This is a genomic window from Nonomuraea sp. PA05 (assembly GCF_008086045.1).
Taxonomy (GTDB): domain Bacteria; phylum Actinomycetota; class Actinomycetes; order Streptosporangiales; family Streptosporangiaceae; genus Nonomuraea; species Nonomuraea monospora.
Genome location: NZ_VSEY01000042.1, coordinates 38,473 through 61,851, shown reverse-complemented (window position 1 = coordinate 61,851; position 23,379 = coordinate 38,473). Strand labels below are relative to the sequence as shown.

22 protein-coding genes and 4 tRNA genes are annotated in these 23,379 nt (G+C 68.9%); 13 read left to right on the top strand and 13 right to left on the bottom strand.

Going from position 1 to position 23,379, the window contains the following annotated elements; all coding sequences use genetic code 11:
• Window position 1: 1 nt before the first annotated feature.
• A complete protein-coding gene (locus FXF51_RS46785) occupies window positions 2-577 on the bottom strand; it encodes a class I SAM-dependent methyltransferase (protein WP_148441275.1) in 576 nt (191 codons plus the stop codon).
• A 129-nt stretch (window positions 578-706) separates the two neighbouring features.
• On the opposite strand from FXF51_RS46785, the gene FXF51_RS46780 reads away from it, so the two are divergent.
• Entirely contained in the window at window positions 707-2,746 is a 2,040-nt protein-coding gene (locus FXF51_RS46780; RefSeq protein WP_148441274.1) for a cellulose binding domain-containing protein, read from the top strand.
• Window positions 2,747-2,769: 23 nt separating this feature from the next.
• On the opposite strand, the gene FXF51_RS46775 is transcribed toward FXF51_RS46780, so the two are convergent.
• From FXF51_RS46775 to FXF51_RS46750, 6 genes are all read right to left on the bottom strand, one after another.
• The gene (locus FXF51_RS46775; protein WP_148441273.1) at window positions 2,770-3,414 is read right to left on the bottom strand and encodes a response regulator; all 645 of its coding nucleotides are present in this window, start codon (window positions 3,412-3,414) and stop codon (window positions 2,770-2,772) included.
• Window positions 3,407-4,555, bottom strand: a complete 1,149-nt coding sequence (locus tag FXF51_RS46770; RefSeq protein WP_148441272.1) for a sensor histidine kinase — start codon at window positions 4,553-4,555, stop codon at window positions 3,407-3,409. The genes FXF51_RS46775 and FXF51_RS46770 overlap by 8 nt, the downstream gene beginning before the upstream one ends.
• Before the next feature lie 3 nt (window positions 4,556-4,558).
• Window positions 4,559-5,254: an ABC transporter permease gene (locus tag FXF51_RS46765; RefSeq protein ID WP_148441271.1), complete on the bottom strand. Its 696-nt coding sequence runs from the start codon at window positions 5,252-5,254 to the stop codon at window positions 4,559-4,561.
• Between the two features lie 14 nt (window positions 5,255-5,268).
• Window positions 5,269-6,159 carry an ABC transporter ATP-binding protein gene (locus FXF51_RS46760; RefSeq protein ID WP_148441270.1) on the bottom strand — a complete coding sequence of 297 codons (891 nt, stop codon included), beginning with the start codon at window positions 6,157-6,159 and terminating at the stop codon, window positions 5,269-5,271.
• 103 nt (window positions 6,160-6,262) lie between these two features.
• Window positions 6,263-7,033 (bottom strand): SDR family oxidoreductase, encoded by a 771-nt coding sequence (locus FXF51_RS46755; RefSeq protein ID WP_148441269.1) that lies wholly within the window; start codon window positions 7,031-7,033, stop codon window positions 6,263-6,265.
• Between the two features lie 124 nt (window positions 7,034-7,157).
• Window positions 7,158-7,946, bottom strand: coding sequence for a hypothetical protein (locus FXF51_RS46750; protein WP_148441268.1), 789 nt, complete (start codon window positions 7,944-7,946; stop codon window positions 7,158-7,160).
• Between the two features lie 371 nt (window positions 7,947-8,317).
• Between FXF51_RS46750 and FXF51_RS46745 the strand changes: the two genes are divergently transcribed.
• Genes FXF51_RS46745 through FXF51_RS46715 form a run of 7 tightly spaced genes read left to right on the top strand, consistent with a single transcriptional unit; the run spans window position 8,318 to window position 16,487 of the window.
• Window positions 8,318-9,820, top strand: a complete 1,503-nt coding sequence (locus tag FXF51_RS46745) for a type IV secretory system conjugative DNA transfer family protein (protein WP_148441267.1) — start codon at window positions 8,318-8,320, stop codon at window positions 9,818-9,820.
• Between the two features lie 10 nt (window positions 9,821-9,830).
• Window positions 9,831-10,364, top strand: a complete 534-nt coding sequence (locus tag FXF51_RS46740) for a hypothetical protein (protein ID WP_148441266.1) — start codon at window positions 9,831-9,833, stop codon at window positions 10,362-10,364.
• A gap of 12 nt (window positions 10,365-10,376) precedes the next feature.
• Window positions 10,377-11,405: a vWA domain-containing protein gene (locus FXF51_RS46735; RefSeq protein ID WP_187414959.1), complete on the top strand. Its 1,029-nt coding sequence runs from the start codon at window positions 10,377-10,379 to the stop codon at window positions 11,403-11,405.
• Between the two features lie 4 nt (window positions 11,406-11,409).
• On the top strand, window positions 11,410-12,306 hold the full coding sequence (locus tag FXF51_RS46730) for a protein phosphatase 2C domain-containing protein (protein ID WP_148441264.1): 897 nt from the start codon (window positions 11,410-11,412) through the stop codon (window positions 12,304-12,306).
• Complete coding sequence (locus FXF51_RS46725) at window positions 12,303-13,796, top strand: serine/threonine-protein kinase (protein ID WP_148441263.1); 1,494 nt, start codon at window positions 12,303-12,305, stop codon at window positions 13,794-13,796. Before FXF51_RS46730 ends, FXF51_RS46725 begins: the two co-directional genes overlap by 4 nt.
• Window positions 13,793-15,232: a DUF4407 domain-containing protein gene (locus tag FXF51_RS46720; protein WP_148441262.1), complete on the top strand. Its 1,440-nt coding sequence runs from the start codon at window positions 13,793-13,795 to the stop codon at window positions 15,230-15,232. Before FXF51_RS46725 ends, FXF51_RS46720 begins: the two co-directional genes overlap by 4 nt.
• 7 nt (window positions 15,233-15,239) lie before the next feature.
• Window positions 15,240-16,487 (top strand): hypothetical protein, encoded by a 1,248-nt coding sequence (locus tag FXF51_RS46715; protein ID WP_148441261.1) that lies wholly within the window; start codon window positions 15,240-15,242, stop codon window positions 16,485-16,487.
• 54 nt (window positions 16,488-16,541) lie between these two features.
• Here FXF51_RS46715 and FXF51_RS46710 read toward each other — a convergent pair whose 3' ends face one another.
• Window positions 16,542-17,060, bottom strand: coding sequence for a TetR/AcrR family transcriptional regulator (locus FXF51_RS46710; RefSeq protein ID WP_262380305.1), 519 nt, complete (start codon window positions 17,058-17,060; stop codon window positions 16,542-16,544).
• A gap of 367 nt (window positions 17,061-17,427) precedes the next feature.
• On the opposite strand from FXF51_RS46710, the gene FXF51_RS63145 reads away from it, so the two are divergent.
• Window positions 17,428-17,553 carry a hypothetical protein gene (locus FXF51_RS63145; RefSeq protein WP_262380294.1) on the top strand — a complete coding sequence of 42 codons (126 nt, stop codon included), beginning with the start codon at window positions 17,428-17,430 and terminating at the stop codon, window positions 17,551-17,553.
• Window positions 17,554-17,995: 442 nt separating this feature from the next.
• On the opposite strand, the gene FXF51_RS46700 is transcribed toward FXF51_RS63145, so the two are convergent.
• From FXF51_RS46700 to FXF51_RS46685, 4 genes are all read right to left on the bottom strand, one after another.
• A tRNA-Phe gene (locus tag FXF51_RS46700) sits at window positions 17,996-18,072 on the bottom strand.
• A 5-nt stretch (window positions 18,073-18,077) separates the two neighbouring features.
• Window positions 18,078-18,152: transfer RNA gene (locus FXF51_RS46695), tRNA-Asp, on the bottom strand.
• 97 nt (window positions 18,153-18,249) lie between these two features.
• Window positions 18,250-18,322 (bottom strand) — tRNA-Glu (locus FXF51_RS46690).
• Window positions 18,323-19,825, bottom strand: a complete 1,503-nt coding sequence (locus FXF51_RS46685) for a metallophosphoesterase (RefSeq protein WP_262380293.1) — start codon at window positions 19,823-19,825, stop codon at window positions 18,323-18,325.
• Between the two features lie 93 nt (window positions 19,826-19,918).
• Between FXF51_RS46685 and FXF51_RS46680 the strand changes: the two genes are divergently transcribed.
• Window positions 19,919-20,269 (top strand): metallopeptidase family protein, encoded by a 351-nt coding sequence (locus FXF51_RS46680; RefSeq protein ID WP_411268431.1) that lies wholly within the window; start codon window positions 19,919-19,921, stop codon window positions 20,267-20,269.
• Between the two features lie 110 nt (window positions 20,270-20,379).
• Window positions 20,380-21,660, top strand: a complete 1,281-nt coding sequence (locus tag FXF51_RS46675) for an MFS transporter (RefSeq protein WP_148441258.1) — start codon at window positions 20,380-20,382, stop codon at window positions 21,658-21,660.
• Here FXF51_RS46675 and FXF51_RS46670 read toward each other — a convergent pair whose 3' ends face one another.
• The gene (locus FXF51_RS46670; RefSeq protein ID WP_148441257.1) at window positions 21,661-21,948 is read right to left on the bottom strand and encodes a PspC domain-containing protein; all 288 of its coding nucleotides are present in this window, start codon (window positions 21,946-21,948) and stop codon (window positions 21,661-21,663) included.
• Between the two features lie 90 nt (window positions 21,949-22,038).
• Between FXF51_RS46670 and FXF51_RS46665 the strand changes: the two genes are divergently transcribed.
• Window positions 22,039-23,193, top strand: coding sequence for an acyl-CoA dehydrogenase family protein (locus FXF51_RS46665; protein WP_148441256.1), 1,155 nt, complete (start codon window positions 22,039-22,041; stop codon window positions 23,191-23,193).
• A 49-nt stretch (window positions 23,194-23,242) separates the two neighbouring features.
• Window positions 23,243-23,318: transfer RNA gene (locus tag FXF51_RS46660), tRNA-Lys, on the top strand.
• Window positions 23,319-23,379 lie beyond the last annotated feature (61 nt).

Sequence of the window (23,379 nt, the reverse complement as noted above, 5' to 3'; positions counted from 1 at the left end):
GTCACCCCTTCCGGTAGGCGAGCAGGTAACGCCAGAAGAGCAGCCTGCGGATCGTGGCGCCGGGCAGCAGTTCGGCCGCCTCCCGCCGGATCTCCGTCAGCGGCAGCTCCGGACGCTTGACGGGGGCGGGGCTCGGCGTGCCCCGGCCCGCCGTCGCGAGCCTGGCGACCGCGTTGACCGGGACGGCGGCCAGGCTCCACGCGTGGTCGGCGCGGCTCACCTCGGGGTAGCAGCCCAGGATGGCCAGGACGCCGCCGGGGGCCAGCGCGTCGCGCAGCCTGGCGACGGTGCCGAACGGCACGTGGTGGATGCTCGCCAGGCAGGAGATGTAGTCGTAGCGGCCCTCTTCCAGGTCCATCCCGGTGATGTCGGCTCGGTGGTAGCGCACGCCCGGCGCGAGCTGCGCGGCCTCGATCACCTCGGCGGCCGGGTCCACGGCGTCCACCTGGAGTCCTCGCGCGGCCAGGCGCCGGGCGAACCGGCCGGTGCCGCAGCCGACGTCCAGCGCCGTCCTGGCGCCGCCCGGCACCAGACGCAGGAGCCTGGCGTGGTAATGATCATTGTGATCGAACGTCATCCCGTGCCTTCCGCGTGAAAGTTTCAGCGTCGATTGACGGCCGTGCGGCCACCACCCATGATCATGATGCTTCCTGGTCAGGAGGAGGCGTCGAGCTGAATACCCGCAAATCCAGCACGAGGTGCGCCGATGCCGAAGATCCCCCTGCGAGCCGCGTCAGCAGCCCTGCTGATGCTGACCGCCTTGAACGCCCCCGCCGCCCACGCGGCCGACACAGACGCCGTCCAGGTGACGGTCAACGCCCGCGCCGCGCTCGCCACCGTCCCGGAGACGGGGCTGGGCACCAACCACGCGATCTGGGACAGCAACCTGGGCACGAACGAGACCGCGGACCTGCTCAAGGACGCGGGCATGAAGGTGCTGCGCTACCCCGGCGGCTCCTACTCCGACATCTACCACTGGGCCGACCACACCGCCCCCGGCGGGTACGTGGCGCCCGACACCGACTTCGACACGTTCATGCGGGGCGTGCGCCGTACCGGGGCGCAGCCGATGGTCACCGCGAACTACGGCACCGGCACCGCCGAGGAGGCCGCCGCCTGGGTGCGGCACGCCAACATCACCAAGGGATACGGCGTCAAGTACTGGGAGATCGGCAACGAGAACTACGGCAACGGCCACTACGGCTCGGCCTGGGAGGCCGACAACCACGCCGACAAGAGCCCGAACGAGTACGCCCGCCACGTCGTCGCCTACTCCGACGCGATGAAGGCCGTCGATCCCACCATCAAGATCGGCGCGGTTCTCACCACGCCCGCGAACTGGCCCGACGCCATCGTGGCCGCCGGTGACAGCGGCACCTGGAACAAGACTGTGCTGTCCACCGCCGGATCGAAGATCGACTTCGTCATCCTGCACTGGTACCCCGGCGCCCTCGACAAGACCGGGCACGTCCCCGACATGATCCAGCTCACCCGCGAGCAGATCGCCGAGTACGCCGGGCCAGGCTCGGAGCGGATCGGCATCGCGATGACCGAGTTCAACACCGGATCCAACAGCAACGGCACCAACACGCAGCCCGGCGCACTGGCCGCCGCCGACGCGTATGCGACGCTGCTGGCCAACGACGTGTTCACCGTGGACTGGTGGAACGTGCACAACGGCATCGGCACCGTCAGCGAGGTCGAGGGGCACACCGACTACGGCGACTTCGGCCTCCTGTCGAGCGGCACCTGCACCGCCGACGGCAGCGTCTGCGAGCCCGCACTGAACACGCCCTTCGCGCCCTACTACGCGTTGCAGATAACCAGCAGGTTCGCCCGGCCGGGTGACCGGTTCATCCGCGCCGCGACGGACCAGCCCGAGGTGACCGCGCACGCGGCCCGCCGCCCGAACGGCGACCTGGCCGTCATGCTGATCAACACCTCGTCCGGCACGTCGTACCCGGTCGAGCTCGGCTACTCCGGCTTCAGCCCGGCCGCCGGCGCGCCCACCGTCCTGACCCACACGAACGGCGCCACGAGCATCACCACCTCCACCTCCGGCACCGCCACCACCCAGACGCTGCCGCCGCTCTCCCTGACCACCGTCATCCTCAAGCCGTCCGCCGCGCAGCCCGGCCGCCCCGGCACCCCGGGCCAGCCCGCCGTCACCGGCGTCACGGACAAGAGCGCCACCATCACCTGGCCCGCCGCCGAGCCCGGCGCCCGCCCGATCGCCAAGTACGAGCTGCACCGCCAGAACGGCGCCATCACCGAGCAGCTCGGCGAGACCAGCGGCACCACGTTCACGGTCCGCAACCTCAAGCCCGGCACCCGCTACACCGTCAACGTGATCGCCAGGGACACCGGCGGCGCCACCTCCGACCCCTCGCCCCCGCTCACCTTCACCACCGGCACCCCCGCCACCAGCTCCTGCTCCGTCCGCCTGACCAACCAGACCGACTGGGCCAGCGGGTACGTCGGCTCCATCGACATCACCAACAACGGCGCCCCGATCAACGGCTGGACCCTGTCGTTCTCCTGGCCCCGCGCGTGGCAGAGCCTGGGCAGCGGGTGGAGCGCCGTCTGGACGCAGACCGGGTCGGACGTCAAGGCCGTGAACGAGGCGGCCAACCCGTCGCTCGCCACCGGCGCCACCACCACGATCGGGTACGTCGGCAACTACAGCGGGCCGAACGTGCTGCCGTCCGTCTTCACCCTGAACGGCACGGTCTGCACGACCCAGTGAGCTTCACGGCCGCCTGCTCACCGTCAGCCGTCCTCCACGGTGAGCAGGCCGCGCCGGAAGGCCGTGGCGACGGCGGCCGCCCTGTCGTTGACCCCCAGCTTGTTGTAGATGTGCAGCACGTGGCTCTTCACCGTGGCCTCGCTGATGAACAGGCGCGCGGCGGCCTCGCGGTTGGTCGCGCCGTCCGCGATGAGCCGGAGGATCTCCAGCTCGCGGGCGCTCAGCGGGTCGGCCGGGGTGCGGACCTGACCGAGGAGGCGGGTGGCCACGGACGGCGACAGGACGGCCTCGCCCCGCGCCGCCGTACGGACGGCGCGGACGAGCTCGTCGCGGCCGGTGTCCTTGAGCAGGTAGCCGGTGGCGCCCGCCTCGATGGCGGGCATGACGTCGCGGTCGGTGTCGTAGGTGGTCAGGACGAGCACACGGGCCGGGCTGCCCAGCCTGGCGAGCTCCTTGATGGCCGCGACGCCGTCCATCCCCGGCATGCGCAGGTCCATGAGGATCACGTCCGGGTGCAGCGCCTGGGCGAGGGCGACTGCCTGGGCGCCGTCGGCGGCCTCGCCGAGCACCTCGAAGCCGGGGTCGCCGGCGAACATGCCGCGCAGGCCGTCGCGGACGATGGGGTGGTCGTCGGCGATCAGCAACCGGATCCGCTGTTGATCAACCACGGGTCACCGCCGGGAGGCTGGCCGAGATCGCGGTGCCCGCGCCGGCCTCGGACTCGATCTCCAGGGTGCCCGCCAGCCGGTCCACCCGCTTGCGCATCGCGGTCAGGCCGAACGCCGTCAGCCTGGGGTCGAAGCCGATGCCGTCGTCGCGTACGTCCAGAGTCACCAGATCCTCCATGTACGACAGGGTCAGCCCCACCCTGGAGGCGTTCGCGTGCTTGGCGGCGTTGGCCAGGGCTTCCTGCGCGGTGCGCAGCAGCGTCTCTTCGACCTCTGGGTGCATGGGCCGAACCGTACCGGTGACGGTGAACTCGGCCCGCGTCCCGTGCAACTCGCGCCACTGGCCGACGATCTCTTCGAGCGCCTCCGGCAGGGGCGCGGTGTCGAGCTGGCCGGGGCCGACCGCGTTCACGGAACGCCGGGCCTCGGCCAGGCTCTCGCGCGCCAGCCGTACCGCGACGTCCACGTGGTGCCAGTCCTGGCCCTGCTTGGCCGCCTGGAGCTGGGTGATGATGCCGGTCAGCCCCTGGGCGAGGGTGTCGTGGATCTCGGCGGCCATGCGTTGCCGTTCGTCGAGCACACCTGCCTCGCGGGCCTGGACCAGGAGCTGGGCCTGAAGTCCCGCGTTCTCCCGCATGGTCTGCTCCAGGCGCGTCACCATGTGTTTGCGCTCGTCGCTCCGCTCGGCCGTGACCTCGCCGACGAAGCTGAACAGGCCGACTCCGGCCACGATGGCGGCGGTGAAGAACAGGTAGGTGAGGATCGCGACCGGGGTGGGCTCCGGCAGGCCGCCGCCGTAGGCCACGACGCTGATCGCGGCCGTGGCGCTCACTCCGGCGAACCGCCACTTACCCTTCAGGTACTGCCAGGAGTGGAGGTATCCGGTGAAGCCGAAGAAGCTGGCGAACCACGCTCCCTGCGTACAGAGTGCCCCGATCAGCACCACCAGGCCCGCCACGTAGACCGCGCCCCGGGGCGCCAGCCACAGCCACGCGGCGGCGAGCGCGGCCAGGCCGGCCGTGATCCACGGCCGGCCGCCGGTGAGCAGGCTGAGGATCGTGGAGATCGCCAGCAGGACGTACGGTGCGGCGGCGAGCTGACGCTCCAGCAGCCGTTCCCAGCGGTCGAGGCGACCGGCCATTCTTCACTCCCAGCGGAAGAGCTTGGTTGCCGCGAGGCCGATGACCAGGGTGTACACGGCCATCACGCCCAGGGCCACGAGGCTGGGAGCACTCCCCGCCCAGACGTCCTGAAGGCTCTCCCTAAAAGCCCCCAGAGGGGTAAATTTCCCGACAGTCGCCACGATATCCGGCATCTGGTCGACCGGCTGCATGAGCCCGGCCAGATAGGCCATCGGGAAGTACAGCAGCACGCCGATCCCGTTGGCGGCCCTGCCGTTCGGCGCCAGGGCCGCCACCAGCGAGCCGATCGCGAACATGCTCGCCGTACCGAGCAGGAACGCCAGCACACCGGACAACACCAGGCCCGGCAGCCGCGCGCCCAGCACCGTGCCGGCGACGGTCACCAGCAGCCCGCAGGCGACCACCACCAGAACGAGTTGCAGCAGCAACTGCACCACCAGCAGGCTGCCGGGACGCACCGGCGTGATGGACAGCCTGCGCAGGATCCCCCGCTCGCGATAGCCGGCCAGGGTGGTCGGGAGCAGGTACAGGCCCACCAGCCCCACGGCGATGGCCAGCGCCATCGGCAGCAGCACGGTGTCGCCCGGCTCGATCGAGCTGCCGAACACCACCAGGATGAACAGCGGGATGAGCAACGAGAACAGCGTCCCGGGGTCGCGGGTGAGCAGCTTGGTCTCGACGACGGCGAGCTTCATCATGATCGTTCTCTCTCTCAGAAGGACGGGCCGGTCAGAGCGGTGAACGCGTCCTCCAGCGTCCGCTTGTCGATGCGCAGGTCACTGACCAGCACCTGCTGTCGCGCCAGATGCGCCGTGACCGCCGTCGCGAAGTCACCCCTGCCGGTGACGGTCACCCGGTTCCCCTCCCTGGACACCCCGGTCACCCCCGGCACGTCCGCCAGGTCGAGGAGGTGCTCCCCCTTCAGCGTGAACCGCATCCGCTGCTCGCCGCCGGCCAGCCCCGACGGCGTGTCCACCGCCACGACCCTGCCGCCGCTGAGCACCGCCACGCGGTCGCACAGCTCCTCCACCTCGTCCATGAAGTGACTGACCAGCACCACCGTCACCCCGCTCGCCCTGATTCGCTTGATCAGCTCCCACGTCGTGCGGCGGGCCTGCGGGTCCAGGCCGGTGGTCAGCTCGTCCAGGAACGCCACCTCCGGGTTGCCCACCAGCGCCAGCGCGATGAACAGCCGCTGCTTCTGGCCGCCGGACAACTTTCCGAACCGGGCGTTCCGCTTGTCCGCCAGACCCCACTCCTCCAGCAGCTCCCGCCAGTCACGCGGCCGGGCGTAGAACGAGGCGTACAGGTCGAGCGCCTCCCACACCTTCAGGTTCTCCGGCAACTGGGTCTGCTGGAGCTGCACCCCGATCCGCTCGTGCACGTCACGCGCGTCCTTGACGGGGTCGAGCCCGAGCACCCTGATCGTCCCGCTGTCGGGCCGCCGCAGCCCCTCCACGCACTCCACCATGGTGGTCTTGCCGGTGCCGTTCGGGCCGAGGATGCCGAAGATCTCGCCCTCCTCCACGGAGAACGACACCCCGTCCAGGACCGTCTGGCCCGCGTACGCCTTGCGCAGGTCCGTGACCTCGATGACTGCCATGGATCAAGCTTCCTGCGGCCGCGTCCGAGGCGAATCGACCTGGCGGCCATGATCGGGCGCGCATCATGCTGACCCGCGAACCCACCGAACGGTGGATGGACTTCTACCTCGGGAGGCCGTACTCCTCGGCCAGGTCCGCGACGGGCAGCGTCCGGCCCGCGAACCGCCCCACGTCCGGATCCTCCAGCAACGCCCGCACCGCCCGCCCGGGAAACTCCACCGGATCGCCCTCCGTGAAGCCCTCGCCGAGCTCCGCCAGGATCGCCTCCGTACGGGTGAACCCCGGCGAGACGGCCAGCGCCGTGACCCGGTGCGGGTGCAGGTCGTGGGCGAGCGACCGGGCCAGGCGGCTGACGCCCGTCATGGCGAGGTCGTAGAAGAGGTGCCCGGCGATCACCTCGGCGTCCGGGTCGGTGTAGCCGGTGAGCACGATCAGGCCGCCGCCCCGCTCGATCAGCAGCGGCGCGGCGTACCAGGCCGACACCAGGTGGCTGCGCAGGCCGACGTCGATCATGTTGTGCCAGTGGTCGAGCGGAAGCGTCCAGAACGGGCCGCCGCGGAACGGCAGGGCGTTGCCCGCGAAGGCGTTCGCCACCAGCAGGTCCAGCCCGCCCCGCTCCTCCCGCACCCGGGCGAACAGCGCCTCCACCGCCCGGTCATCGGCATGATCCACCCGGACCGGCACCCCGGTGCCGCCCCGCTCGCTCACCTGCTCGGCGGTGCCCTCCACGGTGCCGGGCAGGGTGGGGTGGTGCCGGTCGCGGCTCTCGCGGTCGGTGACGTAGACGGTCGCGCCGGTTTCGCCGAGCACGAGAGCGATCCCGCGCCCGACACCCCGTGCGGCTCCGGTGACGACGGCGACGGTAGCGGCCATGTCGGCCTCCTCAGTTTCCTGTCAGCCCCCGCGACCGGTCGAAGGCGACACTACCGACCTCTCCCGCTCAAGCCCACTCATGATCCACGCCTCTACTCATGAACGGGCACCCGCTCAGACCTCCTCACCACTCCCAGTGGAACCCGACCACGGTCTGCTCGATGTAGGGCAACGCCCGCGTGATGCACGCCGAGGCGTTCACCTGGACGGGGATCTCCACGAGCGGGGTCCCTTCGAGCTGGTCCGGCCAGATGGACCACCAGGCGCGGGCGGGCAGCCGCTCCGACGCGAAGCGGACCGAGAAGGACACGTTCTCGGTCCGGCCACGGGCCGAGCGCCGTACCTCCGTCAGCGGCGGGCCGGCGACCGTCCGGTAGTACGTGCGGTACTCCAGCGTGGTGCGCTGCATGCGCTGGAGGGAACGGTCCAACAGAATCTCATGGCCGTGCAGGCCTTCCCCGTAGACGTGCCGGGGCCCCAGCGAGCCGCCGGCGTGGACGACGATGCGTTCCACGTGCGCCTCGTGATCGAACAGGTAGCTGCGAACGTCGTTCTCCAGCGCCAGAATCATCTGGGTGGTGAAGCGGCGGAAGATCGCCCCGCTGGCATCGGCCTCGTAACGCTCGAACAGCGCCATGGTCCGATGCCGCTGCCGCTGGGCGACGGAACGTTCCCTGATGACGGTGTGCGCGACGCCCACCTCGGGCTCGTTCCTGCCACCGAAGTAGGTCGCCCACAACCGCTCGACGTCCGACTCGACGATGCCGAAGGCGGCGATGAACCATTCCAGGGTCTCCACTGTCAGCCCGTCGCCGGCCATGGCCCGCCGTACCCGGTGGCGGAGTCTCCGGTCGAGCCCCGCCTCGTCCCGTTCCGCGACGATGCCCGAGTCGACCAAGTAGCGTCCGATCACTCGGGAGACACCCGCCTGACTCAAGGTGGAGTTGCGTACGCGTGCGACTTCCCGATGCCACAGTTTCCGATACTCGTGCACTTCCAAGAGCATTTTTACGAGTAAGCGACACGTACCCTCTATCTCGGGCATATCGGACACCTCCCCCCATCGATATCCCCCGAACAAAGGTCACACTAAGCACCATAAGCAAGCCATTGGGCTGATAGAAAGTCCCTTCACCTGGAGCACACACCGATCCAGGACATTTCGATCAAGCAGATCTGGATATCCCGGCAAAATTGGGACAATAGCCCACGGGGTCGGGCGAATTTCTTGCGGGCAAGGCGGCGTGGAGCAATCCCCGCCCACGGGAAACACGAGCGTGACGCATGACCGAGTTGTTCAGAGCGTGGTTGCAGCTCACCACCTGGATCATCAAGGTGACGTTCAAAGTGTCCCAGGCCATCGCCACTCAAGTGGCGAACGCCATGGGCACCTACCATCGCGGTCGCGGCGCCCGGCGCGGTGTCCTGTCGCCCGGCGACCCCGCGCCCCCACCTAGCGCCGGCGGCTCGTACCACGACTACCGCGGCGTGCTGGCCTTGCGCACAGTACCCGCCGCGCTGGAGCGGGCGGCGTTCCCGCTCGGCCGTTACGTGCACCCCGCCCGCGGGCCCCGGCAGCCAATCGGCCTGCCGCCCGAGGTGATCAACCACAATGTCGCGCTGATCGGACCGGCCGGCTCGGGCAAGACGACCGGGCTCATCGTCCCGTGGATCATCGCGGGCCTCCGCGCCGGGTACAGCGTCGTCACCATCGACGTGAAGGGCGACCTCCTCGGACGCGTCAAGGCGGCCCTCAGCGGTGCCCCCCGCGTCGGCCTGCGCGCCATGACGCTCGACTACACCCGGCCCGCCACCTCGTTCCGCTGGAGCTGGCTGGCCGAGCTCGACGACGACCGGGCCATCGACCAGGCGGTGACCTCGATCCTCGGACGTGCCGCGCCGCAGGGCACCGACCCGTTCTTCTACCACCTGGACTCCCAGCTCCTGCGCGGGCTGCTCGAACTCGTCAGCGTCTCCCCACGGCGTGGCAGCATCACGGCAGCCCAGCTACTCAAGATCGTCAAGGATCAGAACCGCCTGGAGCAGACCCTCAAGCGCTATCCGGCGAGCCCGGCCAACACCCGGCTCTCCGACCTGCCGGGCCTCGGCCCCGCCGACTACGCCAAGCGTGTCACCGGCGTCGCCGTCAAACTGGACGCCCTGGCCAAACCCAGCGTCGTCGCCGTCACAAACCGTCTCGACCTGCGCCTCGCCGACATCCTCGACAGCCAGCACTTCGTGTCCATCGTCGCGCCGCTCCAGGACGGCCAGATGGCGCAAATGTTGTCCAGCCTATTCGTCAACCAGTTGCTGCACCGCGCCTACGACAGGTTCACCCGTCCTGGCGGCGCTCCGCTGCTCCTGGTCCTCGACGAGGCGGCGCAGATCGCCGACCGGATCGACTACGAGAACGTGCTCAGCGTGGCCCGCGCCGCGGGCGTGGCCATGGTCATCGCGGTCCAGGACGCCCGCCAGTTCAAGGACGAGAACCAGCGCTCGGTGGTCTTCGCCAACTGCGGAACCCTCATCTGCCTCAGCGGCGTCTCGCGCAAGAGCGCGGAGGCCATGTCGGAGCGGGTCGGCGAGCACCCCGTGCAGACGGCCTCGGTCTCGATGGGCTCCTCGACCGCGAGCGCCGGGCGTTCGACGAGCCACACGGTCAACACGCAGATGGCGCCCATCCTGGGGGTGCGCGAGATCATGGCCCCGCCGTTCGGCCCCTACGCGGGGACCGTTCACGCGCGCGACATCTCCGACCGCCCCTTCCTCATCGACCTCCAGCAGTGATGCGCTCGCCATGCGAGACAGAAACGACACGCGGCGGGACCGCGACGACGGGCGGGATCAGCGACGCGCCGACCAGATCCGGGAAGACGAGCGCCGCGGCGACGGTCACGCCTTCACCGAACACCGGGACGTGAGCTTGGAGCAACTCGACCGCAGGGTGCTCACGCAGGTCAACGCCCGCGGCATCAAGGAGGAACGCCAGGTACGCGACGCGACGCGGTTCTGCCGCTCCGACGGGGACCTGCTGCGCTGCGCCGACGCGGTCTGGAACTCGGCCGAGCTCAGGGAGATGAAGCAACGCCAGGAGGCTCTGTACCACGCCGGCCGTACGGATCGCCCGAAGATCTTCGGCGAGGCGGCCTTACGGGACGCGCTCGGCCCCGACTGGCGGAGCCGGGTAGACGGCAGAAGCCTGGCCGCCGACGGGCGGACGCGTACCACGAGCTTCGGTGACGACGCGACGTGCTTCGCTCGCTGGGGACTGGGGGACGACGGCCACTGGCGACTCGTCACCTGCTTTCCCAAGACCGGATCCCAGAGATAGGGGGAAATGCACATGATCACCCGAGATCTGGCTGAATTCATCACGGCGTGGTGTGGCATGGATCAGGACCCGGACGAAACAACCCGCATGCTGCATGGCAAGGCACGCCCCTATTACCTCTCCTGGCTACCCCGCGATCTGGAGGCAGCCGTCCGGAACGGAGACATGACGGCCGAGGCCATGGAGAGGCTTACCGGTTATGTCTTCGCCGGCCAAGAAGACGTTCATCAATGGATACGCGAGAAGTGGCTCCTGTGGTTCGACACCCCTGCGCCATTCGAAGAAGGGACGTCCGAAATGGATGACGAGCGCGTCTTGGAATCGACCCGGGTGGAGGAGGGGCAGATAGTCATGCCCTTCTACATCATTTGTGATGTCTCCGGTTCGATGAGCGGTGACATGGAAACGCTCAACACCAACCTCGGTCAGCTCCACCGGGCCATCGTCAACCAACCGACCGTCGACGACGTCGTACAGCTCTCGATCATCTCGTTCTCGAGTACGGCGAGAGTGCTGATGCCCCTCGGCCAGTTGAGTGAGAGCGCGCTTCCGCGCCTGCAACCCGAGGGAGCCACCAACTACAGCGCGGCCTTCCAGACGCTCGCCCAGGCGATCGCCACCGACCGGGAGGAGCTGAAGCGCCAGGGACACCGGATCTTCCGGCCGTGCGCCTTCTTCCTGAGTGACGGCGCGCCGACGGACCCGGACTGGGAGCAGACCTTCCACCAGACCCTCACCTACGACAAGCGGACCGGCCAGGGGAACAAGGCCCACCCGATCTTCGTGCCGTTCGGCTACCGATCCGCGCCTGAGAGCGTGCTGAAGAAGCTCGCCTATCCCCCGGAGAAGGCCAAGTGGTACCTCGCCCGCAACACGGGCGTCGAGGCCGCGTTGCAGGGCATCATCGGCGTGATCATGCACACGGTCATCTCCTCGGGAATGAGCGTGAGCGGAGGCCGCCCGGCCCTGGTGCAGGCGGCGCCGGCTCCCGGCTCCGGCATCTCCCAGGGCGACTCCGAGTACACCGACAGCTGGATTTGACTCCATGGACACAAGAGGAGATCCGCGCGTCGCGGCGTCCCCTTTCGACATCGGCAATCCCGGGCGGGCGGGGCGGGAACTGCCCGCCGGCCCTCCCGGGCCGCATCCCGGGTTGCCGGACGTCGGGCTGAGCGCCGTGTCCCTGCCCGGCGTCCTGATCCGGGCGGCCACGATCCGGGGGCTGCGGCACCGCTCCCGCGCCGAGGCCCGTCAGGACGCCTACGCCCTGGGCCAGTTCGAGCGACCCTGCGAGACGACCCGGGCCATCGCCGTGGTCTGCGACGGCATCGGCTCCTTGGGGCGCTCCCATGAGGCGGCGGAGATGGTCAGCAGGCGGCTCGTCGAGCTGAGCCAGACCGGCGGCGACTGGCCGGTCTGCGTCGACAAGGCCAACCAGGAACTGCGCGCACACGCGGAACTCGTCCTCACACGCCCAGATGCGGACCCGGCGGCGGACGGCATGGCCACCACGATGGTGGCCCTGTCGATCGGATGGACCGGCGGCGAGTGGATCGGCGAGCTGGCCTGGGTCGGCGACTCCGCCCTGCTCTGGCTCACCCCCGAGCGCCGGTGGCTGTGCCTCACCGACCAGGAGGAAGAGGACCCGGACGGGTTCCACACCACGAAGGTGCGCCCGCTGCCCAACCGGGACGGATCCTGCCGGACAAGGCCGGTCCGCCTGAACGGCGGCGCGCTGTTCCTCATGACCGACGGAATCGCCAACCCGCTGCGGTGGGCCCGCGAGGTCCAGGAAGCCCTGGCGGACTGGTGGACGGCCCCGCCCGACCCGTTCACCTTCGCGGCCCAGGCCGCCTTCAGCCGCAAGTCGCACCTGGACGACCGCACCGTCGTGGCGTTCTGGCCGGATCCCGGCTTACCGGACGGAGAGGCCTCGCCATGATGACTGTCAAAGAGTCGGAGCTGGGGTCGTTGACCCTGCTCTCGTCCGGCGGCTTCGCCGATGTGTTCAAGGTCAACGACTACACGCTGCCGGGAGATCCGACTCCGCTGGCCTACAAGAAGTTCACCAAGGAGTTCCAGCTCCAGGAGCAGACGGCGAAGCAGGCGGTGGCCTTCCTGGAGTCCCTCCCCGAAGCCGACCGCGTCAACCTCGGCGTCTACTCCGTGTGGCCGCGGGCCGTTGTGATCGCCGACTCCACCTCGTCCGTCACGGGTCTGCTGATGCGATTGATCCCCGATGAGTTCTTCTGCGTGATCAACGACGAGAAGACGGGCCTGCCGACGTCCAAGCCGCGGGAGCTGGTCTGGCTCATCTCCAGCGCCGCGACGCGCAAGGCGGCCGGGCTCGAACTCGCTCCGGTCGAGCGCACTGAGCGCCTGATGATGCTCGCCCAGCTCGTCTACATCATCGGCCGCCTGCACCGGCATGGCTGGGTCTTCGGTGACATCAGCCTCCGCAACGCGACGTTCGCCCTCGACCCGCCCAAGATCCTGCTTGTCGACTGCGACGGCGCCGCACCCCTGTCGGACGCGAACCGGCGGCAGGCGCACACACCGTACTGGGAGCCGCCGGAGTGCAGGCCACCCTTCACGCAGCGGCTCCAGGACACCAGGACCGACGTCTACAAGCTCGGCCTCGCCACCCTCCGCTGCCTAACCCCTGGGAAGGGCGCCAGCACCAGCGACAAGATCGGGCGCCTGCCCGCGGGAAGCATCGACGACACGGGCAGGGCCCTGATCGAACGGGCGATCTCGGACGACCCCGCCGCCCGGCCCACGGCCAAGGAGCTCTACGTCTACCTGAAGCAGGCCGTCATGGCCCGGATCAAGGTGCCGGACGTACGCCACCTGCGGGTACTCGTCCCCTACGTGGTCCGAGGCCAGGACGCGACGGTCGAGTGGGACATCGACGGCGCCTCGGAGGTGGTGATCACCTACGGGAACGCCGAGCAGCTCGTCGTCGACCCGGCCGCGCACCCCGGCGGTTACAGCTTCAGGCCGAACGCCTCCGGACGCGTGCTCGTCGAGGCGAACAACAAGTACGGCGGCGTCCTGGCCGACCTCGGGTGGCTGATGCTGTACGAGGTCCCTGAGGTCAGGATCGACATCAACCTGCCCCGGCCGGAGATGGCGCAGCTCGACGCGTACCAGCCGCCGAACCTGGCGGCCACGCTGGAAGGCCGGCCGAGGATCGCGGTGGGGCTCTCCACGGTGGAGATACCGGACGTCCGGCCCTTCGACTTCGTCCGCAGCCTCGTCCCTGCCGACCCCGTGGCGGTCTTCCCGCAGGACTTCGGCGCCTCGGCGGCCACGGCCTCGGCGGACGTCACGGATCTCATTGCGCGGGCGGGAACCGGGATGGCAGCCGTACTCAGACCGGTGATCAGGAAAAGGCTCAAGGAGATCGAGCGTGAAGGGGGCCGGCCGTGACCCAACCCCGCGGCGTGAGCAGGTTGCTGTCAAGACTCGCCGGAGCCGACGAGAGCGTGCTCCGGCAGATCCCGTCCGAACGACCCAGGTTCATCCAGATGGCCCTGGTGCTGCTGACGACCGCGTTGATCGCCGTGGTCTCGATGACGTTCGCCATGCACGACGGGCTGGACGTGCCCATGGCCGTCGCGGTGCTCATCGGCATCGTCTGGGGCTTCATGATCATCAATCTGGACCGGATGCTCGTGCTCGGCATCGGCTCCAGCAGGACCCGCGGCCGGTTGCTGGCGCTGGCCCTCCCCCGCCTGTTCATCGCGCTCATCATCTCCATGGTGGTCTCCACCCCGCTGGTCCTGCGCATCTTCGACACCGAGGTCGAGCTGAAGATCCACAAGAACCAGCTCGCGGAGTCCGCGTGGCAGAAGGAGCGGGAGGGAAACTCGTTCGAGAAGCAGCGCAAGACGGACCTGGAAGCGAAGATCGCCACGGCGAAGGACACCCTGGGCGGCAAGCTGCCCCAGACCGTGACCACCCCGCGACTGCAGGCCGCCAGGGAACGCGTGGACGACCTGACGAAGGACCAGGACAAGAAGCGCGCCGCACGCGACCGCAAGTACGAGGAATGGCAGTGCGAGCTGTACGGCCAGGGCCCGCGCTGTCACCGGGCCACCGACCTGCCGGGCCCCGGCCCGCTGGCCGAGGCCAAGAAGCGCCAGTACGACGCGGCCCAGCGGGCCTACGCCAAGGTGACCGGCAAACTGGCCACCGCCAACGCGAGTGTGCGCACCGCCCAGAACGAGATCACGAACAACCGGAACGAACTCCTGGTCAAAGCGCAGCAGCAGGCGCGCACCGACCTGGTCACCTGGGAGAAGCAGCTCGCGGAGATCAACACCGTGCTCAAGAGCAGAGCGGACGAGGGCACCCGGATCAACACGGCGAACAACAACATCTCCGCCCAGATCCAGGCGCTCTTCCAGCTCAGCGAGGAGGACGGCGCGCTGGGCACCATGCATCTCGTGCTGTTCCTGCTGTTCGTGCTCTTCGAGATGCTTCCCGTGACCGTGAAGGTCCTCATGAACCTCGGCCCGATCACCCCCTACGAGACCGAGGTCCAGCTCCGCGACAACTCGCGGATCATCCAGAGCGAGGCCTACCACGACGTGGACCGGATCATCGCGCAGGACCGCGCGCAGGTCCGCACGGAGATCGAGAAGGACATGAGGCAGCGGGAGAAGCAGCTCGGTCTGGACGTGAACAAGTACGTGGCCAAGGAGATGCAGACAGTGATCGGCCGCTCGCTGCACGATTGGAGCACGCGACTGCAGACGGCCCTGCCTTCGAACGCCTCCACGGCGCAGGCCAACGGCAACAACGCCCCGCCGACCATCCAGTTGCGCCCGGTCACCCCCCTGCCCGATGAGAACGACCTGTAGGAGCGACATGTCCGAAGAATCCGGGTCGCAGGGTTGCGTGCTCGTCGTCGCTAGCTACTCCGACATCTTCCGAGCCATCGGGGCGCCGATCGACGACACTGTCGACCGGATCTCGATGTCCCCCACCCTCAGCGACTTCATCGAGCTGCGCGCGGCCGACCTCGGCCGCAGGCCGAAGGAGGACACCGTCCGCCCCGACGCGGTGACACGAATAGCCGACGAGCTCACCCGGCAGATCAGCGGGGTGAGCCGCACCTACTTCGGCCTCGTCGTCATCGACGCCGACGAGAGCGACGCCGCCCGGCTCCTGACCGCCTGCCAGGCGGACCCCACGATCGCGGCGCTGCCCCTCCGGCTCCGCGGCCTGGCCGCCCACCGGGATCTCACCGGCGAGACAGGCTTCGAGATCGCCGTTCCGCGCTCCGGTGTCTGGACCCAGCAGACGATGGTCGCCTCACTGCGCGACTGGGCAGACGCGCTGCTCCTGGAGTTCTCCAGCGGGAACGAACCCGGCCTCGACACAGCCGACCTGCTCAGGTTGCGCAAGAGTGCGGGCTTCAGCCTAGGCACCCCCGACGACCCCGTCATCCTGCTCCAGGAGGCGAAGAACCGCTCTCCGGCGGAGATCCCGCCACTGTTCCTTGGGCCGCAGCAGGCCGCTCCGTCACCCCGGCGATGGCTCCCCTGGTCGCGCGGCGCCCGTCACCGGCCACCGGCTCACCTGCCTGCCGGACCGTGTCCGCGGATGCTCGTCCACCTGGCCGTCGCCTACCGCCCCGTTCTCGACGACAAAGCCCTGTGGAAGCGGGGCTGCGCGCTGATGGTGGCCCTCGACCAGGCGCTCGCCGCCCGCATGGACGCCGCGTTCCAGGTGCGGATCCTCTCGGACCCCGCCCGGCTCTCGATCAGCCCCCCGGAACCGGCGGGCCGGCTGACCACCAGGCGCTTGCGACGGCCGGACCTCCGGCCGAGATTCAGCGCGCTCTTCGCCGAGCTCAGCACCGCCGTACACCGCGACCTGCAGTCGGGTGAATTCACTCCCCCGGCCACGGTCGTCCTCTACTCGGCGGCGGCGCCCGTCCCCGATCCCGCCGCGCTGCGGTCGCACGGCGAGCTCGCGGAGATGGCGCGCGTCGTGTGGGTGGCGCCTCCGCAGTCACACGAACAGACGAGTCAGGAGTACGCGGGCATGGACGTCCTGCGGGACTCCCCGGAAGTGATCGACGCCCTCATGGCCCTCATCAAGCCCGGCTGAAGCTGCCGTGGGCTGCCACCTTGCGCCGGCGTTGTGGCCGTGCCCAGCGGCAGGTCAAGGGGCCGTTCCACTGCTCTGGTGACCGGTTGTCAGTGCGCGGCGTATGCCGGCCAGGCCGTACTCGAAGGCGCGGTCGATATCGCCCCCGAACCGGAAGGCGCCGATGAGTTCCATCCCGAGGAAGCCACTGGCCCAGGCCGTCACCAGGCGGGCGGCGTCAAGCGCCTCCTGTTCGCCCACGGGTTCCCTCGATGCGCGCAGCACCGGAGCGGCCACGCGGGCGAGAACCTCGGGAGGTGCTTGCGCGGAGTGCATCAGCCGGAATTCCTCCGGCCAGGTCCCGGCGAACTGCCGGAAGCCGCGCACCAACGCCTCGAGCGACCCGTCGGTCGACTCCAGCCGGACCACCAGGTCGTGGACGGTGGCCTCGGCGACGGCGGTCATCAGGGCCGCGCGGTTGCCGACGTGCTTGTACAAGGACGGAGCGCGCACGCCCACTTTTTCGGCGACTCTCTGCATCGTCGGGTCCTGTGGGCCGCCTGTCCCGAGCAGATCACGTCCCGCAGCGAAGATCTTCTCCCGCGAGGTTCTTCTCAGGAGTGGGCATCGTTGTCCTCCCGATGAAGGCTATTGACGTTCGTCGTCAGCGCAAACATCTTTAGCTATCGCACGCCTTCGCCCAGCCTCGTAAGGGAACCTAGGAAACTCTCGCCCCATCTGCACCGCTTCGGCAACGACACCGTGCCCTGCTACCTCGTCGACACCGACAGCGAACACGGAGTTCCGGTGTTCGTGCACGCCGCCGACGCGGTCCGCACCCGCACGGAGAAAAGCCCAAGACCCCGATGGGTCCCAATGCGTCTCGGCCCGACGCTCGGCTTCTTCGCCTACTCCCTCCGCTGGAACGCCTGCGCACCCGCTACGTCAGCGAAGTCACCGAGTGGGGGACGGCGACGTCCTGGACCTGCCAGGCAAGCCGGTGATCGTGGGCATGCCCGGGCACTCGCCGGGCAGCGTGGCGGTGCACATCCCACTCGCCGACGCGGTTTCATCGGCGACGCCCTGACCACGCGGCACGTCCTCACCGGGCGCACAGGCCCGCAGCCCGCACCCTTCACCGACGACCCCGCCACAGTACTGTCCTCCCTGGACCGGCTCACCGGGCTGTTGGCATCCTGGGTGCTTCCCGGCCACGGCGTCCCCTGGCGCACTCACCGGCTTCGGTGAGCGAGGCGGTCAAGAAGGGCTAAGGGATCACAGCTAGCCTGCTCGCGGTAAGTGCCGGTCCGCCCAGGGTCCCTTCATGCCGGACCAGATGGCCATCAAGGGTCCATCTGTCGTCGTCGCCGAGCATGCAGGCGAAGACCCCGGCGGCCCGGCAGGCTCTCGTTCCCGGCGATGTCAAGGCCAGTCCCTCGCCCCGGCACCGTAGTCACTCGGCTAGACACGCAGAAACACGAACGCCCCGTCCACATGATCGTGGATGGGGCGTTTTTACTGCTCAATGCTGGTGGTCAGGGGCAGGGTCGAACTGCCGACCTTCCGCTTTTCAGGCGGACGCTCGTACCAACTGAGCTACCTGACCCAGAGCGGTCCTGACGGGACTTGAACCCGCGACCTCCACCTTGACAGGGTGGCGAGCACTCCAAACTGCTCTACAGGACCTTGCGTCTTGCGTTTCGTTCTGTTTGCGCTCGCTTAGCTTACCAGCTCTTCGGTGGTCTTCGACCGGCCGTTTTGCGGGTGCGCTAGGCGCTCGCGGTGCCCCCAACGGGATTCGAACCCGTGCCGCCGCCTTGAAAGGGCGGTGTCCTAGGCCGCTAGACGATGGGGGCTTAGGTTTCCCTGTCGCCTTCCGTCGGGGACCTCTGAAGCATAGGGGACGATTGCCCTTGATGCCAAAGTGGCGGACCGGCGACCGGCGAAGCGGGGGTGCCAGTGACCGATCCCGTTGGCGACGGGGCGTTCGTTGGCTCCGGGGAAATCATACGTTGTGGGTCGGGCTCCACGTGACGCTGGATGTACACCGACTGCTCCCCCAGGCCACCGAGGGTGATGTCGTCCCATGCCTGGAGGCGTCTGGTCTCCTTGTCGAAGTACAGGACCGAGGCCTGGACGGGCGTGGGCTGGGCGTGTTCGAGTGCGCGCAGGCCGGCGCCGCCGGTGGAGCCCTGGACGAGCATGCGGGTGCCGGAGGGGAGCATGGTGGTGCGGCGTTCGTGGGTGTGGCCGGCGAGGATCATGGGGGCCGCGCCGGAGAAGCCGCGGCCGACCTCGCCGTCGTGCACGGCGATCAGGTCGGCCTTGCCGACCTTGGACTGGTGGGCGCGGCCGAACTCGGCGAGCGCGGCCGGGTCGGAGTCAACGGTCACGGACTTGTCCGGGGTGAAGCGGGGGTCGCCGAGGCCGTAGATGGTCAGGCCGGCGACCTGCTTGGACGTGTCGTCCAGGACGACGGCGTTCTTCTGCTTCTCGACGGCCTTCTGCGTGGTCATCGAGTCGTGGTTGCCGCGGACGAACACGTACGGGACCTCCAGGCCGGCGATCTCGTCGACGAACTTGTTCTCCGCCTTGGTGCCGTGGTCGGAGATGTCGCCGGTGTCGACGATGGCGTCCACGGCGAACTGGTCCTTGAGGGAGCGGATGACGTTCCAGGCGATCGGGTTGAGGTGGATGTCGGAGATGTGCAGGACACGGATGGTCTTGGGGTCGGCGTCGTACAGGGGCAGGGTGGAGACCGTGTCGTACAGCTTCGAGACGTTCGTGACGAGTTTGGTGAGCTGGGAGCGGTACGACTCGAAGCGCGTGACGATCGACTCGGCGCTGCCGACGAGTGACGGCGCGGCGGCGACGAGGCCCGAGTAGCGCGGCTCGACGAGCGAGCTGGGCCGGAACGTGAAGGCTGCGAGGGCTCCGGTGGCGGCGAGGGCGACAGAAGCCGCCAGAAGGCCCACCAGAGCCGTTCTCGGACGCCGGAAGACCATCAGGACCGCGATCAGGGCTCCCGCGCCCGCACAGAGCAGTGAGCGGATCACGAGGGCGCGCACGCCGTCCAGGAGGTCCTGCTCGATCACGTCCGGCAGGCGGTCGGCGATGCGCGGGTCCTCCAGGAAGGCCTTGGCGCGTTCCTGGTCGATGTTCTCGAGGGTGATGCGCAGCCGGAGCGGCGCGCTGTGGGTCTGGAAGGTGAGGGTGCCGAGCGGGCTGGCGTCCACGACCGTTTCGCCGTCCCAAGCCGGGCGGAGGGACATTCCGGTCTCCACCGGGCCCACCTGGGCGCGTACGGTGCCGCTGAGGAAGATGCCGAGCCAGGCACCCACGGCGGCCACGAGGAGCACCGCGGCGATCCTCGCGCCGCGCGATCGAAGGACTGCCTTTGACCTGTGCACGAACTTCATACGGTTTCTTGCTTACCTGTCGGGCGGGGCAGAATGGCAAGGGTGATTGAGGTTTCGCGGGAGAAGTTCGAGGAGCTCGTGGCCGAGGCGTTGGACACGATTCCGCCGGATCTCACGCGTGCCATGAGTAATGTCGTCGTCACGGTCGTCGATGACCCGCCGGAGCCCCACCTGCTCGGCCTGTACACCGGTGTCCCCCTCACCGAACGCGGCGACTGGTACTCAGCAGTTCTGCCCGACCGGATCGAGATCTACCGCAATCCCATATGCGAAATTTGCGATACCGAGGAAGACGTGATCGACGAGGTCCGCATCACGGTCGTCCATGAAGTGGGGCATCACTTCGGCATCGACGACGCCCGCCTTCACGAATTGGGCTGGTAACCCTTTGCTTTTGGTTGGCTGCTTTCGGTTGCGGTCACCCCTTGACGTCGGGCACCTTAGGTCACATAGCGAGCACCCTGAGTCAGGCACAGCGGAGTCCAGTGGGGGCCATGCGGGCGCGACGGCCGCCGGGACGGCATCGCCGTGCCGGAGAAGCACGACAAGTCACATATCGGGAAGTCATCGCCGTCAAGGAGTTCCGGGCTCTCTGGTACGGCCAGGGCCTGTCGCTCCTCGGCGACCAACTCGCCCAGGTGGCGCTCGCCGTCCTCGTCTACGACCGCACCGGCTCGCCGCTGGCCACCGCCGCGGTGTACGCGCTGACGTACCTGCCCTCCATCGTCGGCGGGCCGCTGCTGGCCGGGCTGGCCGACCGGTTCGCGCGCAGGGGCGTCATGCTGGCCTGCGACCTGCTGCGCGCCGCGCTGGTGGGCGTGATGGCGGTGCCGGGCGTGCCGTTCTGGGCGCTGTGCGCGCTGGTGTTCCTGGTCGTGCTGCTCAGCGCGCCGTTCTCGGCCGCGCGGGCCGCGCTGCTGCCCGAGGTGCTGGACGGCGACGCGTACGTCATCGGCTCGGCCCTCCAGAACATGACCAACCAGGCCGTGCAGATGATCGGCTTCGCCACCGGCGGAGCGCTCATCGCGACCATGGGGCCGTACCGCGCGCTCGCCCTCGACGCCGCCACGTTCCTCGGATCGGCGCTGATCCTGGTCTCCGGCGTACGCCGCCGCCCTGCCAGCGTGGGAGCGGCGAAGCCGTCCATGTGGTCGATGACCGCGAGCGGCGCCCGGCTCGTGTTCGGCTCGCGCAAGCTGCGCACGCTGGTGCTGTTCGCCTGGCTGTGCGGGTTCTACATCCTGCCCGAGGGCATCGCGGCCCCGTACGCGGCCAGGCTCGCCACCGGAGACCTGCCCGTACCCGTGATCACCGGGTTGCTGATGGCGGCCATGCCCGCCGGGACGGTCGTGGGCGCGTTCCTGTTCAGCAGGTTCGTCACGCCGCAGCGGCGGCTGCGGCTCATGGGCTGGATGGCCATGCTGAGCTGCGCGCCCCTGATCGTGACCGCGATCCGCCCGCCGCTGGCCGTGGTGCTGGCCGCGTGGGTGCTGTCAGGGATCGGCGGGGCCTACCAGCTCGCGGCGAACGCCGCCTTCGTCCAGTACGTACCGGCCGAACGTCGCGCGCAGGCGTTCGGCCTCGTGCAGTCGGGGCTGATGGCCGTGCAGGGCATCGGCATCCTGGTGGGCGGGTTCGCGGCGGAGAGACTCGGCCCTGAGCCGGTGGTCGCGCTGGCGGGGATCGCCGGGGTGATCAGCGCGGCCGTGCTGGCCATGATCTGGACCGAGTCCCGCGACAAGACCGCCCGGGTGCCCGCCGAGGCCGCCGCCTGATCACTGCTGCGGCTTCTGCTCGCCGCTCCAGTCGGTCGAGGTGGCCTTGTTCTGCTGCTTGTTGATGAGGTCCTGGACGATCGAGGTGTCGTGCTCCTCGTCCGGCATCAGGAGCCAGCCGATCGCGTACAGCGCGACACCGGCACCGCCGAACAGGGTCGCGATCGCCAGCGCGATCCGCACCAGGTTGGCGTCGATCCCCACGAACTCGCCGACGCCCGAGCAGACACCCGCGATGATCCGACCCTTGTGAGTGCGACGCAGCTTCTTGACGTTGTATTCGCTCATGCCTCAAGACTGCCCGGCGGCCCGGTGTTCGCACATCAGGATTGCCCCTGGTAGAACCCTGGTAGTCCCCCTTGCACGAGAGGACCCGCCATGGACGACCTGCTGCGCCTGGACGACAAGCTCAACCCTGACCAGCGGCTCATCCGCGACACCGTCAGATCCTTCGTCGCCGACCGCGTCCTCCCCCACGTAGGGGACTGGTTCGACCAGGCCGTCTTCCCCGCCCGCGAGCTCGCGCCCGAGCTCGGCGCGCTCGGCCTGCTCGGAATGCACCTCCAGGGGTACGGCTGCGCCGGCACGGACGCGGTGTCGTACGGGGTGGCCTGCCGCGAGCTGGAGGCCGGCGACTCCGGCCTGCGCTCCTTCGTGTCCGTGCAGGGCTCGCTGGCCATGTATCCCATCTGGAAGTACGGCTCCGACGAGCAGAAAGAGGAGTGGCTGCCCCGGATGGCCGCCGGCGAGGCCATCGGCTGCTTCGGCCTCACCGAGCCAGACCACGGGTCCGACCCCGCCGGCATGCGGACGTACGCCAAGAAGGACGGCACCGACTGGGTGCTCAACGGCTCCAAGATGTGGATCACGAACGGCTCCGTCGCCGACGTCGCCGTCGTGTGGGCGCAGACCGACGACGGCATCCGCGGCTTCGTCGTCCCCACCTCCACCCCCGGCTTCTCCGCCCCTGAGATCCACAAGAAGATGTCCCTGAGGGCCTCCGTGACGTCCTCCCTGTACTTCGACGACGTCCGCCTGCCCGCCTCCGCCGCCCTCCCCGGCGTCACCGGCCTGCGCGGCCCCCTCTCCTGCCTCTCGGAAGCCCGCTACGGCATCGTCTGGGGCGTCACCGGCGCCGCCCGCGCCTGCCTGGAGTCGGCCGTCGAATACGCCAAGACCCGCGTCCAGTTCTCCAAGCCGATCGGGTCGTTCCAGCTCACCCAGGAGAAACTCGCCTGGATGTACGTCGGGACCGCCCAGGCCGGCCTCACCGCCCTGCACCTCGGCTCCCTGAAGGACGCGGGGCAACTGGAGCCTCGGCAGATCAGCTTCGGCAAGCTCGCCAACGTACGGGCCGCCCTCGACATCGCCCGGCAGGCCCGCAGCATCCTGGGCGGGAACGGGATCACGCTGGAGTACCCTGTGATCAGGCACATGAACAACCTGGAGAGCGTCCTGACGTACGAGGGGACGCAAGAAATTCATACGCTGGTGCTGGGGGAGGCGCTGACGGGGATGGCGGCTTACCGGTGATGGAGGCGTCGCGGGCAGGGCGGTAATCTCTGTACCCTTGCTCGTGCGAGGGGCGTTAGCTCAATTGGCAGAGCTGCGGACTTTTAATCCGTAGGTTCCGGGTTCGAGCCCCGGGCGCCCTACCACTCCGACCTTGGGTTTCTGGTCTGTGCAAGATCCTGGTTCTTGATCTGGGTCATGCTTGGG

Excerpts from the sequence above, each read along its gene's own strand:
- FXF51_RS46785 (WP_148441275.1), bottom strand. The coding sequence starts at position 577 with ATGACGTTCGATCACAATGATCATTACCACGCCAGGCTCCTGCGTCTG.
- FXF51_RS46780 (WP_148441274.1), top strand. The coding sequence starts at position 707 with ATGCCGAAGATCCCCCTGCGAGCCGCGTCAGCAGCCCTGCTGATGCTG.
- FXF51_RS46770 (WP_148441272.1), bottom strand. The coding sequence starts at position 4,555 with ATGGCCGGTCGCCTCGACCGCTGGGAACGGCTGCTGGAGCGTCAGCTC.
- FXF51_RS46765 (WP_148441271.1), bottom strand. The coding sequence starts at position 5,254 with ATGATGAAGCTCGCCGTCGTCGAGACCAAGCTGCTCACCCGCGACCCC.
- FXF51_RS46760 (WP_148441270.1), bottom strand. The coding sequence starts at position 6,159 with ATGGCAGTCATCGAGGTCACGGACCTGCGCAAGGCGTACGCGGGCCAG.
- FXF51_RS46755 (WP_148441269.1), bottom strand. The coding sequence starts at position 7,033 with ATGGCCGCTACCGTCGCCGTCGTCACCGGAGCCGCACGGGGTGTCGGG.
- FXF51_RS46745 (WP_148441267.1), top strand. The coding sequence starts at position 8,318 with ATGACCGAGTTGTTCAGAGCGTGGTTGCAGCTCACCACCTGGATCATC.
- FXF51_RS46740 (WP_148441266.1), top strand. The coding sequence starts at position 9,831 with ATGCGAGACAGAAACGACACGCGGCGGGACCGCGACGACGGGCGGGAT.
- FXF51_RS46735 (WP_187414959.1), top strand. The coding sequence starts at position 10,377 with ATGATCACCCGAGATCTGGCTGAATTCATCACGGCGTGGTGTGGCATG.
- FXF51_RS46730 (WP_148441264.1), top strand. The coding sequence starts at position 11,410 with ATGGACACAAGAGGAGATCCGCGCGTCGCGGCGTCCCCTTTCGACATC.
- FXF51_RS46725 (WP_148441263.1), top strand. The coding sequence starts at position 12,303 with ATGATGACTGTCAAAGAGTCGGAGCTGGGGTCGTTGACCCTGCTCTCG.
- FXF51_RS46715 (WP_148441261.1), top strand. The coding sequence starts at position 15,240 with ATGTCCGAAGAATCCGGGTCGCAGGGTTGCGTGCTCGTCGTCGCTAGC.
- FXF51_RS46680 (WP_411268431.1), top strand. The coding sequence starts at position 19,919 with ATGGCAAGGGTGATTGAGGTTTCGCGGGAGAAGTTCGAGGAGCTCGTG.
- FXF51_RS46675 (WP_148441258.1), top strand. The coding sequence starts at position 20,380 with ATGCGGGCGCGACGGCCGCCGGGACGGCATCGCCGTGCCGGAGAAGCA.
- FXF51_RS46670 (WP_148441257.1), bottom strand. The coding sequence starts at position 21,948 with ATGAGCGAATACAACGTCAAGAAGCTGCGTCGCACTCACAAGGGTCGG.
- FXF51_RS46665 (WP_148441256.1), top strand. The coding sequence starts at position 22,039 with ATGGACGACCTGCTGCGCCTGGACGACAAGCTCAACCCTGACCAGCGG.